Source organism: Mesorhizobium sp. ES1-4 (assembly GCF_020164745.1).
GTDB lineage: Bacteria > Pseudomonadota > Alphaproteobacteria > Rhizobiales > Rhizobiaceae > Mesorhizobium.
This window is the reverse complement of sequence record NZ_JAIUGV010000006.1, coordinates 1-16,700: the sequence shown is the minus strand read 5'-3', so window position 1 is coordinate 16,700 and position 16,700 is coordinate 1. Positions and strand designations below refer to the sequence as shown.

Below are 16,700 nucleotides of genomic sequence, written 5' to 3'. Positions count from 1 at the left end.
GTCCATTGGACTCGATGCCGCTCTGACGGCGACTTTAGTCCTCAGCGGAAAGTGCTTCGAAAATTCCGGTTTCGCAAATTCATTTATCAGAAGGGCGATATCGGTTTTTCCGATAGATTCACGGGTCAGAGACGCTGGCGAACCGTCCGCTGCGACTGGGCGAGGCCGATGAAGTCGCGCGCCGCCTGCGGCAGGCCGGAGCCACGCCGCCAGACCATGCCGACCTGCACCACCGGCAAGGAGCCCGAAATGTCGCGCGATTCGATGCGGTCGCCTTCCAGCGACCATGGCCGGTAGACAAGGTCGGGCAGCAGCGCCACGCCGGCGCCGGTGGCGACCAGGCTGCGCACGGCTTCCACGGAACGGGTCCGGAAGGCGACATGCGGCTTGGCACCGATCGCGGTCAGCAGCTTGCCGGTGTTCTCCTCGATCTCATCGACGGTAAGCATGATCAGCGGTTCGGAGGCGATATCACTGACACCGATAATGTCGGCGCCGGCCAGGGAATGGCCGAGCGGCAGCCACAGCCGATAGGCCGAGACTTCTAGGATTTCCGATTGCAGCGCCGTGCGGTCACGCAAATTGGAGGTGACCATGACGGCAATGTCCAGCTTGCCACCGATCAGCAAGTGTTCGAGATAGTCGCCATTGTCCTCGATGGCCGAAACCTCGACACCGGGATAGGCGCGGCGGTAGCGGGAGAGCAGATCCGACAGCACGTAGCCGGCGACCAGGGAGGTGACGCCGAGTTGCAGCCGCCCGCCGGCCACGGCCTGCTCGCCGGAAAAAGAGCGGCGGGCGTCGGACACGTCGGCGAGAATCTTTGTCGCATGGCGCAGGAACTGATGGCCCTTGTGGGTGATGTTGAGGCCGCGCGGATGGCGCTCGAAGAGCTCGACGCCGAGATCGCTTTCGAGTTCCTTGATCGCCTCGGTGACCGACGATTGCGAAATGGAGAGGTTTTGCGCCGCGCGCGACACCGTGCCTTGCTCGGCGACGGCGATGAAGAACTGCAACTGGCGGATGGTGAAGGCCATGGCCGGACTAAACACCGCCGCGGCCGCGAAGAAAAGCCGATGGCGAGGCTTATCCCACGACCGGAGAGCCGGCGCTCAGCCGAACATCAGCCTGATGCGGCGGCGCCATGCCGGGCCATAGCGCAGCGCAAGCATGAAGGTCGTCTCCAACGCCACGACGATCACGATGATGCGCAGGCCCACGGTGAAGGAATCCCGGCCGCTGCCGCGCATGAGATAACCGGTCAGGAGAAAGCCCGCATTCCAGATGGCGGCGCCAAGCAGCGTCGCGGCCGCGAAAGGCAAGGCAGGCAGACAAAGCGCGCCGGCAGCGATCGGCAGGTAGTTGCGCACCGTCGGGATGAATTGTGCCAGCAAGGATACCCGGACATGTTTGCGGCGATAGGCCTGGCCAAGCTGGCGATAGGTTTCGGGGCGCAGGAAGACATACCTGCCGGCTCGTTCGATCAGCCGGTCGGCACGGTCAAATCCGATGCGGCGGCCAACGGCATACCAGACAAGGCAGCCGGCGAAGGAGGCGGACGTCGTCACCGCCAGCAGGATCGCCAGCGACGCACCATCAGCCGCCGCCGTCATGCCGAGGAACAGCAGCAGCACATGCGAGGGCGGAACCGGCAGGATCTTTTCGGTGAAAGCGAGGCAGAAAACGCCAAGCAGGCCAAAGCCGAGGACGGCTGACAACGGGCCCGTCATGCGAAGCGCCAGTCGTAGGTCCCGGCCGTCTTGATCCTGGCGATGCGATAGACCGTCGCCGGGGGGAAGTTGCGAAAGGTATGGCCAACCCGCGCAACCTCGAGATCGAGACGGTCGAGCAGCGACTGGTCGAACGGACAGCGCCATCCCAGCGTGAACTGGTAGAGCGCCCCATCAGGACGAAGGTTCGCGAAAACACCTTCGAGAATGGCGAGCGTCTTGCGCGGCGAAATCAGGCGGAATGGCAAGCCGCTGACGGCAGCGCCAAGCGCGGGCCCGTGGAACAGCGCCATGTGGCGCAGGCCGACGGCATCCATTTCGAAAATCCGGGCGGCGGGAAAGCGCCGCTTGAGGAGTGCCGCGAAATCCGGATCGGATTCGATCAGCGTCAAATCTTCCTCCCTCACCCCGCGTGCAAGCAGCGCCCGTGTAAATGGGCCTGTTCCGGGGCCGAGCTCCAGCACGGGGCCCGTCTCGGGGCCGATGTCGCGCGTCATCAATGTTGCCAGGCTGGAGCTGGATGGGGTGACAGAGCCGATCTTGAACGGCGCGACGGTCCACGCCATGAGAAAAGACAGAGCATCACTTGCAGACATGACAAACCTCGATCCCGGACAGCGGCGCGCCAGACAGTGGTGTGGCCGCTCGATTTCATTTCGGCGTCAGGCCCGACCTGTTGCATATTCGGGCCTGACGCCTTCACGCCGGCTCGGGCGATTCGTGCCGACCGGCGCTGTTTGCCGCGACTGGGTTGCATAGACATTGCGCAATCTCGCGGCGGCAAACAAAGTGCCTGTCGACCCCGGGACGTCCGGTTTTGCCATGCTCGCGCAATGTTGGGGCGGTAGCGCCCGAAGCTGTTGCTGGAGAACTGACGATGCGGATCTTGCTGGTCGAGGACGAACCCGAAATGGTCTCTGCCTTGCGCGCCGCGCTGAAGCGCCATGACATGGTGGTCGATCACGCCGGCTCGCTGATCGAAGCGGAGGGCTTCGTTGCCGCCGACAGCTACGACGCCATCCTGCTCGACCGCCAGTTGCCGGATGGCGACGGGCTGTCGCTGGTGCCCAGGTTACGCTCGGCCAAGAACACCACGCCGGTGCTGATGCTGACGGCGAGAGGCGACACCTCGGACAAAGTCGATGGGCTGGACATGGGCGCGGACGACTATCTCGCAAAGCCATTCGCCTTCGAGGAACTGCTGGCACGGCTGCGCGCGTTGCTCAGGCGCCCGGCACCGCTGCAGTCGCAGTTCATCCGCGCCGGCGATCTGGTGCTCGACGTCGGACACGGCGAGGCGTCTGTCCGCGCCGAACCGCTCAGCCTGCCGCGCCGCGAACTTCTTGTGCTGGAGGCGCTGATGCGCCGCACCGGCCGCATGGTGCAGCGCGAGGCGCTGATGGAGGCGGTGTTCGGCCTCGACGACGAAATCCAGTCCAACGCGCTCGACACCCACGTCTCGCGCCTGCGCCGCAAGCTCGCCGATGCCGCTGCCGGGGTGACGATCAACGGCATTCGCGGCGTCGGCTATCTGCTGCGCGAGACGACATGAGCGCGAGGCCATGAGCATCGGACGCCCGCGTTCGCTGAAATGGAGCCTGGTGCTGCGCATCGCTTTGCTGCAATGCGCGATGCTGACGCTGCTCATCGTCGGCATTTTCGGCGCCTTGCTCGCCACCGGGCTCATCCCGCATGACTACGAGGACGGCACGATGGACGTGCTGGCGGATGCGGTGGCGCGTGACGCGGGCGGCAAGCTTACGCTGCGCGCGACCGCCGACATGACCATGCTGCGCTCTGACGTTCCCGACCTCTGGTTCATCATCCGCGACAAACAAGGCCAACGGCTTCAGGAGGGCACCGTGCCGGCCGTCTTCCAGCCTTTCATCGGACTGCTGGACAACATCAGCGACGCCCGTATCGACCACGCAATCGGACAGAGCGCGCCGCCGGAAGGAAAGATCCGCTGGACCGATACGGCGGCCGGCAACGTCCAGATCTTCACCGGCACCAAGGGTGGGCTTTCGCTGCTGCGCCTGCTCGGCCAGGCGCCGCAATTCTTCCTGCAAGGCATATTGCCGCTCGCCGGGCTGATGGCGCTGGCCACGCTATTCGCGACGCCCTGGGTGGTGCGTGGCGCCCTTTCGGGCCTTGGCCATGCGGCCGCCGAGGCCGAGCGCATCGACATCGACCAGCGTGGCGTGCAATTGCCACTGAAGGACGTGCCGACAGAGGTGACACCGCTGGTGAAAGCGGTGAACGCAGCCCTCGCGCGCCTCGACAAGGGCTATGAGCGCCACAAGCGCTTCCTCACCGACGCGGCCCATGAGCTCAGGACACCGGTCGCCATCCTCAACACGCGGCTTGCCTCGCTGCCTGCGACACCGGAACGGGCAAGGCTGCTGCAGGACGCGGCGCGGCTTTCGACGCTGACCGACCAGTTGCTCGATCTGCAACGGCTCGACCGGCAAACATCGCCTTTCGAAAAGGTCGATCTCGTGGCGATCGCGCGCGGCGTCATCGTCGACCTCGCGCCGATGGCGTTCGCGGCCGGATACGAGATGTCGTTCGAGCCGGTGAGCGACACGGTTTTCGCCACCGGCGACCGCACCGCGATCGAACGTGCGGTGACCAACATCGTCCAGAACGCCATCGAGCATGGCGGCCGCGCCGGCAAGATCACCGTCAGCGTCACGACACCCGCCACCATAGAGGTGCGGGATGAAGGCGACGGCGTGCCGCTGAACGAGCGGGAGCGCGTTTTCGAGCCCTTCTACCGGCTGCGGCCGCAGGATCATGGCGCCGGCCTTGGGCTAAACCTGGTGCAGGAGATCATGCAGTTGCATGGCGGGCGAATCGAAATCCTCGACGGCAAGCCCAGCGGCGCCTGCTTCAGGATGAGTTTTCGCGCGCTGCCGGCCTAGCAATGCCGCAAACTGCCAAACGACGCCGGCGCGTTTGACATTGCGTGATATTGTAACTAATTAGGTTACATGAAACGCAACAGCCGCCTGTCTTCCATCCTGCACATCCTCGTCCACATGGCCGAAAAGCCAGAGCAGGCGCTGACCTCCGAGCAGCTCGCCACCTTCATCCACACCAATCCGGTGGTGGTGCGCCGCACCATCGCCGGGCTGCGCGATGCCGGCATCGTCACCTCGTCGCGCGGGCATGGCGGCGGCTGGCTGCTCGGGCGCGCGCCCGAAGGCATTTCACTGGCCGAGATCAGCGCCGCGCTCGGCGAAACGCTGCTGCCGTTCAGCACCGAGCCGGAAAGCCCGGGCTGCCTCGTCGAGCAGGCGGTGATCGCCGTGCTCGACGATTTTCGCGTCGCGGCCGAAAAACTGCTGGCCGAGAAGCTCAGCCGCATCACCCTGGCCGACCTGACCGCCGATTTCCGCCGCCGTTACGACCTCATTGGAGTTTCCAGCCATGCAGTATGATCTTGCCGTCGTCGGCGGCAGCTTCGCCGGCCTGTCCGCCGCCATTCAGGCGGCGCGGGCGCGGCGCAACGTGCTGGTGATCGACGCCGGCCAGCCGCGCAACCGCTTCGCCGCGCATTCGCACGGCTTCCTCGGCCAGGACGGTCGCACGCCCGGAGCGATCCTCGACGATGCGAGGCGGCAATTGCTTGCCTATCCGACAGCCCGGCTTGTCACCACCCGTGCCGACAAGGCCGTCGCCAACAGCAGCAGCGATTTCGAAATCACCACCGATGGCGGCGAGACATTCGGCGCCGCACGGCTGGTGCTGGCCACCGGTGTGCGCGATATCCTGCCGGACGTCCCCGGACTTGCCGGACAATGGGGCAGGACCGTCCTGCATTGCCCCTATTGCCACGGCTACGAGGTCTCCGGCGGGCCGCTTGGCGTGCTCGCGACCAGCCCGATGTCCGTGCATCAGGCACAGCTGATTTCCGACTGGGGCGACGTCACGCTGTTCGGCAACGGCTTGATCGAGCCCGACGCCGAAGAGGTGCTTGCGCTGGAGGGCAAGAATGTAAGATTCGAGCCCGCGACGGTCAGCGAACTGCGCGAAGACGGCTCCGGCGGCCTGGTTGTCCACCTGGACGGCGGCCGCAGGGCTGGCGTCAAGGCGGTGTTCACCGCGCCACGCAACACGATGGCGAGCCCGCTGGCCGAACAGCTCGGCTGCGGCTTCAAGGACGGCCTGCTCGGCCCGGTGATATCGGTCGATGACAAGCAGCGGACGACGGTTCCCGGCGTCTATGCCGCCGGCGACGCTGCACGCGCGATGCACAACATCGCCTTCGCCGTGTCGGGCGGCACCTTCGCGGGCGTGTGCGCCCATCAATCCTTGGTGTTCGGCTGAATTCCGGCTGAGCCGCCGGCAATGCTGAGCCGGGCGCCAGCCTGTGCGAGTGCGGCGGCAATGTCATGCGGCGGCGCCCGGTCGGTGGCGAGTTCGGAAAAACCATCGAAACCGCAGACCTGAACCAGGCCCTGGCGGCCGAACTTCGTGTGGTCGGTGATGACGAGCGAGCGCTGGCCTCTGGACAGCACCATGCGGGCGAATTCAGCCTCTTCGAGATCGTAGTCCATGACGCCAGTCACCGCATCGACGGCGCCGGTGGAGATGATGGCGTGGCTGACCGAGAAGCGGCTGACGAACTCGATGGCCGGCGTCCCGAAGGCGGCACCTGAATCGCTGCGCAGTTCGCCGCCGGCCATATAGACCTTGTTGCCGTTGATGGTCGCCAGCGTGCGGGCAATATCGGATGAGTTGGTGACGACCGTAAGGCGCCGGTGGCCGAGCAGTTCGCGCGCGAGGAATGAAGTCGTGGTGCCGGTATCGAGCATGATCGATTCGCCGTCACGGATAGTGGCCGCGACCGCGCGGGCAATGCTGCGCTTGGCCTCGGCATTCTCGCGCATGCGCCGTTCGAACGGCGCTTCGCCGATCATCGACGGCAGACCGATGGCGCCATGCATCTTCAGAACCGAACCGTCGCCGGTAAGCGGCTTGACGTCACGGCGCACGGTTTCGAGTGAAACGCCCAACCTGTCGGCCAGGCTGGCGATGGTGACGGTTCCCTCTTCCTGCAGCAGCCGCAGGATCTCGCCATGCCGTTTCGAGTGGATCATATATGGGCGTCCCGGAATTGACCGATTCTAGGGCATTCCTAACGCTTTTAAAGGAATTGCCCATGCTTTCGGGCAAAATACCCAAAAAAAGTCACATCTTTTTATTGACAGGAGAGCAACCCCGGCGTGAAATTCAACATCAATGGGGTTCGGATCTGCAGCGGGAGGGCAATTGGCAGAGCCGCGACTCACCGACCAGGCAGCCTGTAACGTGTCTGGCGCAAGAAATTTTCAGATCCGCGGGGGCGGATGCCGGGCTCGAAAACCTGGCCAAGGGGCTCGTCGGTGCGGTGCGGGATACCGATCCTGGCATCCCGCACCGACGAGATCGTTTACGTTTCTCCCCGCCGCCGCGCGGTCCATGGCGCCTCGTCGAAGCCCGGCAAACCGGGCCAGCAAACCAGGGATGGTTTCGTGATTGCCGAAGACCGCATCCGCGCCCTGCCCTGCTGGACGGGCGCCATCGAGATCGCGCCGCTGCCAGGCGGCTTGAGCAACGCCAATTACGTGGTCACCGACACGGCCGGCAAACATGTCGTGCGCTTCGGCCAGGACTATCCCTTCCACCACGTCTTCCGCGAACGCGAGGTGATGACCGCGAGGGCGGCTCACGCCGCTGGCTTCGCGCCGGCGGTCCATTATGCCGAACCAGGAATCCTGGTGACGGCGTTTCTTGGCGCCAAGACCTATCTGGCCGAGGACGTGCGCGCGAATCTCGGCCGCGTCGCGGCGCTGATGCGCGGCTTCCACCGGGAAATGCCCAACCATATCTCCGGCGCCGGCTTCATGTTCTGGGTGTTCCACGTCATCCGTGACTATGCGCGCACGCTTGACGAGGGCAAGAGCCGCAAGCGCGGTGACCTGCCACGCTTCCTGGCATTAGCCGACGAACTGGAGCGCGCCCAGAAATTGCTGCCGATCGTCTTTGGCCACAATGATCTGTTGCCGGCCAACATCCTGGACGACGGTAGCAGGCTGTGGCTGATCGATTTCGAATATGCCGGTTTCAACACGGCGATGTTCGACCTTGCCGGCGTCGCCTCGAACGCGGGGATGAGCGACGCGGAATCCTTCGCCTTCCTGACCGCCTATTTCATGAAGGAGCCGGACGAGGCGATCCGTCGATCGCACGCCGCCATGCAATGCGCCTCGCTGCTGCGCGAGGCGATGTGGAGCATGGTGTCGGAGCTCTATCTCGACGCGCCGGGCATCGACTACGTCGCTTACACCGAGGAAAACCTGGCGCGGCTCGACGCGGCGCTGGAAAACTACCGGACAAAATACGGGATCCTGAAATCATGACCTTGCCTAGCCAGGCCGCGATCGTCGTCATCGGCGGCGGCATCATCGGCTGCTCGACGGCCTATCATCTGGCGCGCGACCATAAGGCGGACGTGGTGCTGCTCGAACAGGGCAAGCTGACCTCGGGTTCGACCTGGCATGCCGCCGGGCTGGTTGGGCAGTTGCGCTCGTCGGCCTCGATCACGCGGGTGCTCAAATACTCGGTCGACCTCTACAAGGGGCTGGAGGCCGAGACCGGACTCGCCACCGGCTGGAAAATGACCGGCTGCCTCAGGCTCGCCACCAATGCCGATCGCTGGACCGAGTACAAAAGGCTGGCGACGACGGCGAGGAGTTTCGGCATGGACATGCACCTGCTGTCGCCGGCCGAGGTCAAGGCGATGTGGCCGCTGATGGAAACCGGGGATCTTGTCGGCGCCTCCTGGCTGCCGACCGACGGCCAGGCGAGCCCTTCCGATATCACACAGTCGCTGGCCAAGGGCGCGCGCATGCACGGCGCCAAGCTCTACGAGGACGTGCGCGTCACCGGCTTCGCGATGAAGGGTGACCGCATCACCGCCGTGAAGACCAAACAAGGCGACATCGCCTGCGACAAGGTGGTGAACTGCGCCGGGCAGTGGGCACGGCAGATCGGCGCCATGGCCGGCATCAATGTGCCGCTGCAGCCGGTGAAGCACCAGTACATCATCACCGAGAAGATCGCGGGCCTGGCGACCGACGCGCCGACGCTGCGCGACCCCGACCGGCGCACCTATTTCAAGGAGGAGGTCGGCGGGCTGGTGATGGGCGGCTATGAGCCGAACCCGCAGGCCTGGGCAACCGGTCTCCCCGGGGGCGACGTTCCCAGTGATTGGGAGTTCCGGCTGTTCGACGACGACTACGATCATTTCGAGCAACACATGACGCAGGCGATCGCGCGCGTGCCGGCGCTGGAGGCCGTCGGCGTCAAGCAGATGATCAACGGGTCGGAAAGCTTCACGCCGGACGGCAACTTCATCCTCGGTGTGGCGCCCGAATGCGCCAACATGTTCGTTGGCGCTGGGTTCAACGCTTTCGGCATCGCGTCGGGCGGCGGCGCCGGCTGGGTGCTGGCGCAATGGGTTGTCGACGGCGAGGCGCCGCTCGACCTGTGGGTGGTCGACATCAGGCGCTTTTCCAACCTGCACCGCGACCGGCAATGGGTGTGCGAGCGCACGCTGGAAGCCTATGGCAAGCACTACACGATCGGCTTCCCGCACGAGGAATATGCCAGCGGCCGGCCCCGCATCGTGTCGCCGCTTTATGAGCGGTTGAAACAGCAGCGCGCGGTGTTCGGCTCGAAGCTCGGCTGGGAACGGCCGAACTGGTTCGCGCCGGAGGGTGTCGAGCCAAAGGACATCTACTCGATGGGCCGGCAGAACTGGTTCGCCGCCGTCGGCGACGAACACCGGCACGTGCGCGAGCATGTCGGCATCTTCGATCAATCGTCCTTCGCCAAGTACGAGCTGAGCGGACCCGACGCGGCGAAGGCGCTCGACTGGATCTGCGCCAACGACGTCAGCAAGTCGGTCGGCCGGCTGACCTACACACAACTCCTCAACACGCGCGGCGGCATCGAGGCAGACCTGACGGTCTCGCGGCTGGCCGAGGAAAAGTTCTATATTGTCACCGGCACCGGTTTCCGCACGCATGATGCCTCGTGGATCAGCGACCATGTTGGCGAGGGCCTCGATGCCCGGCTCGCTGATGTCACCGAGGATTTCGGCACGCTGTCGCTGATGGGACCGCGCGCCCGCGACGTGCTTTCGGCGGTGACCGATGCGGATGTATCGAATGCCGGCTTCCCGTTCGGCCATGTGCGGGAGATCACAATAGCCGGGCACACGGTGCGGGCGCTGCGCGTCACCTATGTCGGCGAACTTGGCTGGGAGTTGCATGTGCCGATCGCCGCCACCGGTGAAGTCTTCGACGCGCTGATGGCGGCGGGCGAGAAGCACGACATCCGCCCGGTCGGCTACCGCGCGCTGGAATCGCTACGGCTGGAAAAGGCCTATCGTGCCTGGGGCTCCGACATCACGCCCAACGACACACCGCTGGAGGCCGGGCTCGGCTGGGCGGTCAAGCTGCGCAAGAACACCGATTTCGTCGGACGGCGTGCGCTCGAGAAGACCGGCGGCACCGCACTGAAGAAGCGCTTTGCCGGCTTCACGGTCGATGACCCGGAGATCGTGCTCGTCGGGCGCGAGACCATACTGCGCAATGGCGAGCCAGTCGGTTATTTGACCAGCGGCGGCTATGGCTACACGGTGGGCAAGAACATCGGCTACGGTTATGTGCGCGACGCCGACGGGGTGAGCGATGATTTTCTCGCCTCGGCCAGCTATGAACTGGTGGTCGCGATGCAGCGGACGCCGGCCAAAATCCACCTCGAGCCGCTATACGATCCTGCAATGGAGCGAGTGAAGGCTTAGACCCATTGTCTTGATGCAATTTCGGACGGAGAACCGTCTCACGCCTTTCCGGAAGTTGCTCTATTTCACCCGCAAGGCGAGGCCACGGCTGGGTATGGTGTCGGCTTCGCCCGGCATCGAGACGTAGGGACGCGTTTCCTCGACCCGCGCGACCGAACCTTGCGCTTCAAGTTCGGCAATGCGCGCGGCAAAGCCCTGGTCCCACAGCGTGTTCTTGACCGTCAGCACGATCACCCCGCCCGGCCGGCAGATGCGGATCAGTTCGTCCAGCCCGTCGGCGCCGACATGGCCCGAGGTGAAGACGCCGGCCGAGATGATGCCGGCATAGGTGTCGTCGGCAAAAGGCAGGTTACCGCCGAGCGCCAGGCAGTGCAGCGCCGCATAGACGCCCTTGCGCGCGGCCTGGTCCAGCATGCCCTGTGAAATGTCGAGCGCCTCGACCTGGGGATAGCCGGCAATATCCAGCCATTCGCCGATCAGCCCGGTGCCCGCCCCGGCGTCGAGCAGCGGCGCTGAACCACGCGGCAGATGGCGGGCCAGCAAGGCCAGGCAGATCGTCGGGTGGCGGTAGCCCGCGGCTGACATGTCGGCGTCGTAGGTCTGCGACCAGCGATCATAAAGTGCCGCCACCTCTTCTGGGCGCTTGGCCGCGTAGACCGCGCCGAGCGCGCCATGATGTTTGCTGTCCGCCACGTGCCCACCAACTCCCTGTCTTGTCGCGATGATAGCCAAACGGCAAAAATTGTGGAACCGTTGTGGCAAAGAAATAACGGCATGGGGCGCGGGCATGGCGACAGACGAGGCGCGGGCAAAACTTGCCGCCATTCCGGTGCTGGCCGGCTATACCGGGCCGCTGGACCGGCTTGGCGGCCTGACCAACCTCGTCTTCAAGGCCGGCGATTTTTGCCTGCGCATTCCGGGAAAAGGCACCGAGGAATACATCAACCGTGCCAACGAGGCGATCGCGGCGCGCGAGGCGGCAAAAGCCGGCGTCAGCCCTGAAGTGCTGCATGCCGACGCCGCCACCGGCCTGATGGTGACGCGCTTCATCGCAGGAGCCGAGACGATGTCGCCGGAGAAATTCAGGGACCGGCCGGGCAGCCCGGCCCGCGCCGGCGAAGCCTTCCGCAAGCTGCACGCGTCCGGCGCGGTGTTCCCCTTCCGCTTCGAACTGTTCGCGATGATCGACGATTACCTCAAGGTGCTGTCGACCAGGGATGTCGCTCTGCCCGCCGGCTATCACGACGTGGTGCGCGAGGCCGGCAGCGTGCGCTCGGCCTTGGCTGTCCACCGCGTGCCCCTCGTTGCCTGCCATTGCGATCCGCTGTGCGAAAATTTTCTCGATACGGGCGAACGGATGTGGATCGTCGACTGGGAATATTCCGGGATGAACGACCCGCTCTGGGATCTCGGCGATCTCAGCGTGGAGGGAAAATTCGACGCCGCCCAGGATGAGGAGATGATGCGCGCCTATTTCGGCGGCGAGGCGAAACCGGCCGAGCACGCCCGCGTCGTCATCTATAAGGCGATGTGCGACCTGCTTTGGACGCTGTGGGGGCTGATCCAGCTTGCCAACAACAATCCGGCCGACGATTTCCGCGCCTATGCCGACGGCCGCTTCGCGCGCTGCAAGGCGTTGATGGAGACGCCGGAATTTTCACGGCATCTGGCCGCGATACGCCGGGGCTAGGAATCCGGACCTCAGTTCACGCCCTTCGGCACGTTCTCCGGCGGCACCGTCGTGTCGACCACCTTCTGGCGATGGAAGATGAACAGGCCGGCGACAACGATGATGCCGGAGCCGATCAGGATGCGCGGGCCGGGGACGTCGCCGAAGAACACGAGCCCGAACACCACAGCCCAAAGGAGCAGCGTGTAGTGCAGCGGCGCCAGCGTCGAGGCCGGCGCCAGTTTGAGGGCCCGCGTGATCATCAGATGCGCGCCGCAGGAGACGATGCCGAGCAGCAGCATGGCGCCGAGATCGAGCGCCGTCGGCGTCTTCCAGGCGCCGATGGCGAGGGCGCCGCCGACCACCAGCGTGCCGATCGTCTGCCATGTCACCAGGTTGGTGTCGCTGGTGCCGCGCAGGCGCCTGTTGAGGATGATGGCGAAGGCGAAGGCAAGGCTGCCGACAAGCGCGAAACCCGACGACAGCGAAAACGCGGCGGAGGACGGCTTCAGCATGATCACCACGCCGCAGAAACCGAGCAGGATCGCCACCCAGCGGCGCCAGCCGACCTTCTCGCCAAGCAGGAAATGCGACAGCGCCGCCACATAGATCGGCCCGGCCATGTAAAAGCTCATCACATCGGCAAGCGGCAGATAGACGACGGCGGCGTAGAACAAAGCGGTATCAAGCGTCGTCGCCACCACGCGCAGAACCTGCAGCCCGGGCCGCTCCATCCGGAACAGCCGGCCAGCGCCCTGATTGGCGATCATCGGGCCGAGCACGATGAAGGCACCGATCGAGCGGATCAGCACGACCTGGCCGACGGAGAAGCTGGCGACCAGCCACTTGCCCATCGCGTCGTTGAGCGCAAACAGGAAGTCGCCAGCTAGCATCAGCAGGATGCCGGCCAGCAAGACGTTCCTGATCATCGAATTGGGGACGGGCTCAACCATGCCCGGCTCCTATCCGCAAGCACCAGCTTTGACGAGCGGGAATCGGCGAAACGGTAAGACCAGCGGCGGGAATCGGCTGTATCTAGGCCGATTTGTGCCTGCGGTTCACCTGACCCGGCCTGCCGGGAATGGACAGCCTGGTATCCTGCCTCGTCCTTTCCGCCACCACCTTGCCCCTGGCGATGACGCAGATGCGCTCGGCGCGCAGGCGCAGGGCCTCGATCGGATTGCCGGCATCGAGGATCACCAGGCTGGCGCGCTTGCCAACGCCGAGGCCGAGATGATCCAACCCCATGATCGCGGCATTGACGTTGGTGACCATGTCGAAGCAGCGCGCCATGTCGGCGGGGCTCGACATCTGGGCGACATGCAGGCCCATGAAGGCGACGTCGAGCATGTCGGCGGTGCCCAGCGAGTACCAGGGATCGAGCACGCAATCCTGCCCCCAGCCGACACGGATGCCGAGCGCCTGCATCTCCTTGACCCGCGTCATGCCACGCCGCTTCGGGAACGTGTCGTGGCGGCCCTGCAGCATGATGTTGATCAATGGGTTGGGAATCGCCGAGACGCCGGATTCCGCAATCAGCGGCAGAAGCTTCGAGACATAGTAATTGTCCATGGAGTGCATGGAGGTCAGGTGCGAACCAGCCACCCTGCCCTGCAGGCCGAGACGCTGCGTTTCATGGGCGAGTTGCTCGATGTGGCGCGACAGCGGGTCATCGGTCTCGTCGCAATGCAAATCGACCATCAGGCCGCGTTTCGCCGCGATCTCGCACAGTTCCGTCACCGAGCGCGTGCCGTCGGCCATGGTGCGCTCGAAATGCGGGATGCCGCCGACGATGTCCACGCCCATGTCGAGCGCGCGAATGGTGTTCTGACGCGCCGTCGGCGAGCGATAGAAGCCGTCCTGCGGGAATGCCACCAATTGCAGGTCGATATAGGGGGCGACGGTCTTCTTGACGTCGAGCAGGGCCTCGACCGCCAGCAGCCGGTCGTCGCAGACATCGACATGAGTGCGGATGGCGAGCAGTCCCATCGAGACCGCCCAGTCGCAATAGGCGAGCGCGCGGTCGCGCACCGCTTCATGCGTCAAAAGCGGCTTCAGTTCGCCCCATAGCGAAATGCCCTCGAGCAGCGTCCCCGACGTATTGATGCGCGGAATGCCGTAGGACAGCGTGGCGTCCATGTGGAAATGCGGATCGACGAAGGGTGGCGACACCAGATTGCCACGGGCATCGACCTCGGACCGCGCGGAGCCCTGCAAGATGGGTTCAATCGCCGCGATCGTCTCGCCGCTGATGCCGATGTCGGCGACGCCGCCATCCGGTAGCGTGCCGCCACGAACGATTAGGTCGAAATCCATCTGTCGTCATCCCGCTTGAAGAATCACTGTTGCATGGTGTCTCAAAAGACAGCCTGCCGCAGCGGTTTCTTTCCACGCGGCAAAAGGTTCCCTCCGGCGGCAACTCCCTCTATAAGCCGCCTTCGTCATCCCGGCATCAAGGATCAGCCGTTGTTTCGCTTCTTCCGCTCGACGGAAAACCAGCGCCTCGTCGCAAGGCTGCTCAGGGAATCGTTCCGCCAGCACAGGGCCGGCTACGCCGCCGCCATCCTGTCGATGCTGGTGGTGGCCGGCATGACGGCCGCCAGCGCCTGGATCCTGCGCGAAATCACCAATGAATTCGTGATCGACAAACGGGTCGACCGCGTCAACATGATTGCCGTGGCGGTCGCCGCGATCTTCATCGTCAAGGGCATCGCCAACTTCATCCAGGCCTACTTCATGAGCCGGGTCGGCAACGCCGTCATCGCCGAACGGCAGCGCAAGATCTATGACCGCATCCTGGCGCAAGGTATCGAATTCTACCACTCGACCTCTTCGTCCGACCTGATCACCCGCATGACCAACAATGCCCAGGCGGCGCGCAACGTGCTCGACCTCATCGTCACCTCCTATGTGCGCGACCTGGTGACCCTGGCTGCCTTGATCGGGGTCATGGTCTGGCAGCAGCCGGCGCTGTCGCTGATCTGCTTCGTCGTCGGTCCGGTGGCCATTTACGGCGTCAACCGCATCCTGAAGCGCGTGCGCAAGTTCGCGGCGATGGAGTTCCGCTCGGTCGGCCAGATCGTCCAGGTGATGCAGGAAACCGCTATCGGCGTGCGCGTCGTCAAATCCTTCAACCTCGAAGGCTTGATGCGCAAGCGTATGTACAGGGCCGTGTCCGATGTCGAGGACCGGGCCAACAACATCGCCGCGCTGGAAGCGGTGACCAATCCGGTGATGGAAACGCTGGCCGGCCTGGCGATCGCCGGCGCTGTCATGGTCAGCGGCCTACTGGTTCTGCAGGGCGGCCAGATGCCTGGCAACATCATGGCCTTCATCGCCGCGCTGCTGCTCGCCTATGAACCGGCAAAGCGCCTCGCGCGCGTCCGTATTTCGCTGGAAAGCGGCATTGTCGGCGTGCGCATGATGTTCCAGCTGGCCGACGAGCCGTTGACATTGGCGGAGAAGCCGGACGCAAGGCCGCTTCTGGCTGGGCCGGGCGAGATCCGGTTCGACGCCGTCAGCTTCGCCTACCAGAATGGCCCGCCAGTGCTGGAGCGGTTCGACTTGACCCTGGCGCCCGGCAAGATGACGGCGCTGGTCGGACCCTCGGGCAGCGGCAAGTCGACGATCCTGAATCTGATCATGCGCATGTACGACCCGAAGAGCGGCCGGGTGCTGCTTGACGGCCAGGACATTTCCCACGCCACGCTCGCCTCGCTCCGGGAAAAGATCGCCTATGTCAGCCAGGACACGTTCCTGTTTGCCGGCACAATCATGCACAACATCCGGCTTGGTCGCGAGGACGCGACCGAGGAAGAGGTGATTGCCGCGGCCAAAGCCGCCAATGCGCATGACTTCATCGTTGCGCAGGCGAATGGCTACGACACGGATGTCGGCGAGAATGGCGGCCTTTTGTCGGGCGGCCAGCGCCAGCGCATTTCGATCGCGCGCGCCATGCTGCGCAATGCCGAAATCCTGCTGCTGGACGAAGCGACCAGCGCGCTCGACGCCGAATCCGAAGCGTTGTTCCGCGACGCGCTGCAACAGCTCACGGAAGGGCGCACGACGATCGTCATCGCGCACCGCCTGTCGACCGTGCACCAAGCCGACACGATCGTGGTGCTGGAAGCCGGCAAAGTGGTGGAAAGCGGGGCGCACAAGACGCTGCTCAGGCAGGGCGGGCTTTACCAGAAGCTTTATGAGTATCAGTTGATGCCGTGAGGTGCTCTTCCCTTCTCCCCTTGTTGTGGGAGAAGGTGGATCGGCGCGTAGCGCCGAGACGGATGAGGAGTGTTCCAGCCGAGTGAGGCGTTGCGTTCCCTGGAACACCCCTCATCCGTCGCCTTCGGCGACACCTTCTCCCACAGGGGGCCTGTTGCGTAATTGGCTGGTTGTGATTCTCTGAGAGGAACACTCGGAGGGAATCGCAATGGCTGTGAAGCAA

15 protein-coding genes are annotated in these 16,700 nt (G+C 64.6%); 8 read left to right on the top strand and 7 right to left on the bottom strand.

The features are described 5' to 3' along the window. Window positions 1-125: 125 nt before the first annotated feature. From LB556_RS12795 to LB556_RS12785, 3 genes are all read right to left on the bottom strand, one after another. Entirely contained in the window at window positions 126-1,037 is a 912-nt protein-coding gene (locus LB556_RS12795) for a LysR substrate-binding domain-containing protein (protein ID WP_224567564.1), read from the bottom strand. A gap of 75 nt (window positions 1,038-1,112) precedes the next feature. After that, the gene (locus tag LB556_RS12790) at window positions 1,113-1,730 is read right to left on the bottom strand and encodes a DedA family protein (RefSeq protein WP_224567562.1); all 618 of its coding nucleotides are present in this window, start codon (window positions 1,728-1,730) and stop codon (window positions 1,113-1,115) included. Next, window positions 1,727-2,326 carry a class I SAM-dependent methyltransferase gene (locus LB556_RS12785; RefSeq protein WP_224567560.1) on the bottom strand — a complete coding sequence of 200 codons (600 nt, stop codon included), beginning with the start codon at window positions 2,324-2,326 and terminating at the stop codon, window positions 1,727-1,729. Before LB556_RS12785 ends, LB556_RS12790 begins: the two co-directional genes overlap by 4 nt. Before the next feature lie 281 nt (window positions 2,327-2,607). Between LB556_RS12785 and LB556_RS12780 the strand changes: the two genes are divergently transcribed. From LB556_RS12780 to LB556_RS12765, 4 genes are all read left to right on the top strand, one after another. Continuing rightward, complete coding sequence (locus LB556_RS12780) at window positions 2,608-3,282, top strand: response regulator transcription factor (protein WP_224567558.1); 675 nt, start codon at window positions 2,608-2,610, stop codon at window positions 3,280-3,282. A gap of 10 nt (window positions 3,283-3,292) precedes the next feature. Next, a complete protein-coding gene (locus LB556_RS12775) occupies window positions 3,293-4,654 on the top strand; it encodes a sensor histidine kinase (RefSeq protein ID WP_224567557.1) in 1,362 nt (453 codons plus the stop codon). 69 nt (window positions 4,655-4,723) lie between these two features. After that, on the top strand, window positions 4,724-5,173 hold the full coding sequence (locus LB556_RS12770) for an RrF2 family transcriptional regulator (RefSeq protein WP_224567556.1): 450 nt from the start codon (window positions 4,724-4,726) through the stop codon (window positions 5,171-5,173). Next, the gene (locus tag LB556_RS12765; protein ID WP_224567555.1) at window positions 5,163-6,062 is read left to right on the top strand and encodes an NAD(P)/FAD-dependent oxidoreductase; all 900 of its coding nucleotides are present in this window, start codon (window positions 5,163-5,165) and stop codon (window positions 6,060-6,062) included. The genes LB556_RS12770 and LB556_RS12765 overlap by 11 nt, the downstream gene beginning before the upstream one ends. Here LB556_RS12765 and LB556_RS12760 read toward each other — a convergent pair. Then, entirely contained in the window at window positions 6,041-6,835 is a 795-nt protein-coding gene (locus LB556_RS12760; RefSeq protein ID WP_224567554.1) for a DeoR/GlpR family DNA-binding transcription regulator, read from the bottom strand. The two genes, LB556_RS12765 and LB556_RS12760, sit on opposite strands and share 22 nt — an antisense overlap. A gap of 414 nt (window positions 6,836-7,249) precedes the next feature. Between LB556_RS12760 and LB556_RS12755 the strand changes: the two genes are divergently transcribed. Next, window positions 7,250-8,137 (top strand): phosphotransferase, encoded by an 888-nt coding sequence (locus LB556_RS12755; RefSeq protein WP_224568089.1) that lies wholly within the window; start codon window positions 7,250-7,252, stop codon window positions 8,135-8,137. Beyond that, a complete protein-coding gene (locus LB556_RS12750; protein WP_224567553.1) occupies window positions 8,134-10,587 on the top strand; it encodes an FAD-dependent oxidoreductase in 2,454 nt (817 codons plus the stop codon). Before LB556_RS12755 ends, LB556_RS12750 begins: the two co-directional genes overlap by 4 nt. A 60-nt stretch (window positions 10,588-10,647) precedes the next feature. Here the strand turns inward: LB556_RS12750 and LB556_RS12745 are convergent, their stop codons facing one another. Then, the gene (locus LB556_RS12745; RefSeq protein ID WP_318011280.1) at window positions 10,648-11,280 is read right to left on the bottom strand and encodes a class I SAM-dependent methyltransferase; all 633 of its coding nucleotides are present in this window, start codon (window positions 11,278-11,280) and stop codon (window positions 10,648-10,650) included. A 94-nt stretch (window positions 11,281-11,374) separates the two neighbouring features. Between LB556_RS12745 and LB556_RS12740 the strand changes: the two genes are divergently transcribed. Next, a complete protein-coding gene (locus tag LB556_RS12740; protein WP_224567551.1) occupies window positions 11,375-12,277 on the top strand; it encodes a phosphotransferase family protein in 903 nt (300 codons plus the stop codon). A gap of 11 nt (window positions 12,278-12,288) precedes the next feature. Here the strand turns inward: LB556_RS12740 and LB556_RS12735 are convergent, their stop codons facing one another. After that, the gene (locus LB556_RS12735; RefSeq protein WP_224567550.1) at window positions 12,289-13,209 is read right to left on the bottom strand and encodes a DMT family transporter; all 921 of its coding nucleotides are present in this window, start codon (window positions 13,207-13,209) and stop codon (window positions 12,289-12,291) included. Window positions 13,210-13,291: 82 nt separating this feature from the next. After that, on the bottom strand, window positions 13,292-14,572 hold the full coding sequence (locus tag LB556_RS12730) for an amidohydrolase family protein (protein ID WP_224567549.1): 1,281 nt from the start codon (window positions 14,570-14,572) through the stop codon (window positions 13,292-13,294). A 150-nt stretch (window positions 14,573-14,722) separates the two neighbouring features. Here LB556_RS12730 and LB556_RS12725 point away from each other — a divergent pair, with 150 nt between their 5' ends. Further along, window positions 14,723-16,477, top strand: a complete 1,755-nt coding sequence (locus LB556_RS12725; RefSeq protein WP_224567546.1) for an ABC transporter ATP-binding protein — start codon at window positions 14,723-14,725, stop codon at window positions 16,475-16,477. Window positions 16,478-16,700 lie beyond the last annotated feature (223 nt).

Excerpts from the sequence above, each read along its gene's own strand:
- LB556_RS12795 (WP_224567564.1), bottom strand. The coding sequence starts at position 1,037 with ATGGCCTTCACCATCCGCCAGTTGCAGTTCTTCATCGCCGTCGCCGAG.
- LB556_RS12790 (WP_224567562.1), bottom strand. The coding sequence starts at position 1,730 with ATGACGGGCCCGTTGTCAGCCGTCCTCGGCTTTGGCCTGCTTGGCGTT.
- LB556_RS12785 (WP_224567560.1), bottom strand. The coding sequence starts at position 2,326 with ATGTCTGCAAGTGATGCTCTGTCTTTTCTCATGGCGTGGACCGTCGCG.
- LB556_RS12780 (WP_224567558.1), top strand. The coding sequence starts at position 2,608 with ATGCGGATCTTGCTGGTCGAGGACGAACCCGAAATGGTCTCTGCCTTG.
- LB556_RS12775 (WP_224567557.1), top strand. The coding sequence starts at position 3,293 with ATGAGCATCGGACGCCCGCGTTCGCTGAAATGGAGCCTGGTGCTGCGC.
- LB556_RS12770 (WP_224567556.1), top strand. The coding sequence starts at position 4,724 with ATGAAACGCAACAGCCGCCTGTCTTCCATCCTGCACATCCTCGTCCAC.
- LB556_RS12765 (WP_224567555.1), top strand. The coding sequence starts at position 5,163 with ATGCAGTATGATCTTGCCGTCGTCGGCGGCAGCTTCGCCGGCCTGTCC.
- LB556_RS12760 (WP_224567554.1), bottom strand. The coding sequence starts at position 6,835 with ATGATCCACTCGAAACGGCATGGCGAGATCCTGCGGCTGCTGCAGGAA.
- LB556_RS12750 (WP_224567553.1), top strand. The coding sequence starts at position 8,134 with ATGACCTTGCCTAGCCAGGCCGCGATCGTCGTCATCGGCGGCGGCATC.
- LB556_RS12740 (WP_224567551.1), top strand. The coding sequence starts at position 11,375 with ATGGCGACAGACGAGGCGCGGGCAAAACTTGCCGCCATTCCGGTGCTG.
- LB556_RS12735 (WP_224567550.1), bottom strand. The coding sequence starts at position 13,209 with ATGGTTGAGCCCGTCCCCAATTCGATGATCAGGAACGTCTTGCTGGCC.
- LB556_RS12730 (WP_224567549.1), bottom strand. The coding sequence starts at position 14,572 with ATGGATTTCGACCTAATCGTTCGTGGCGGCACGCTACCGGATGGCGGC.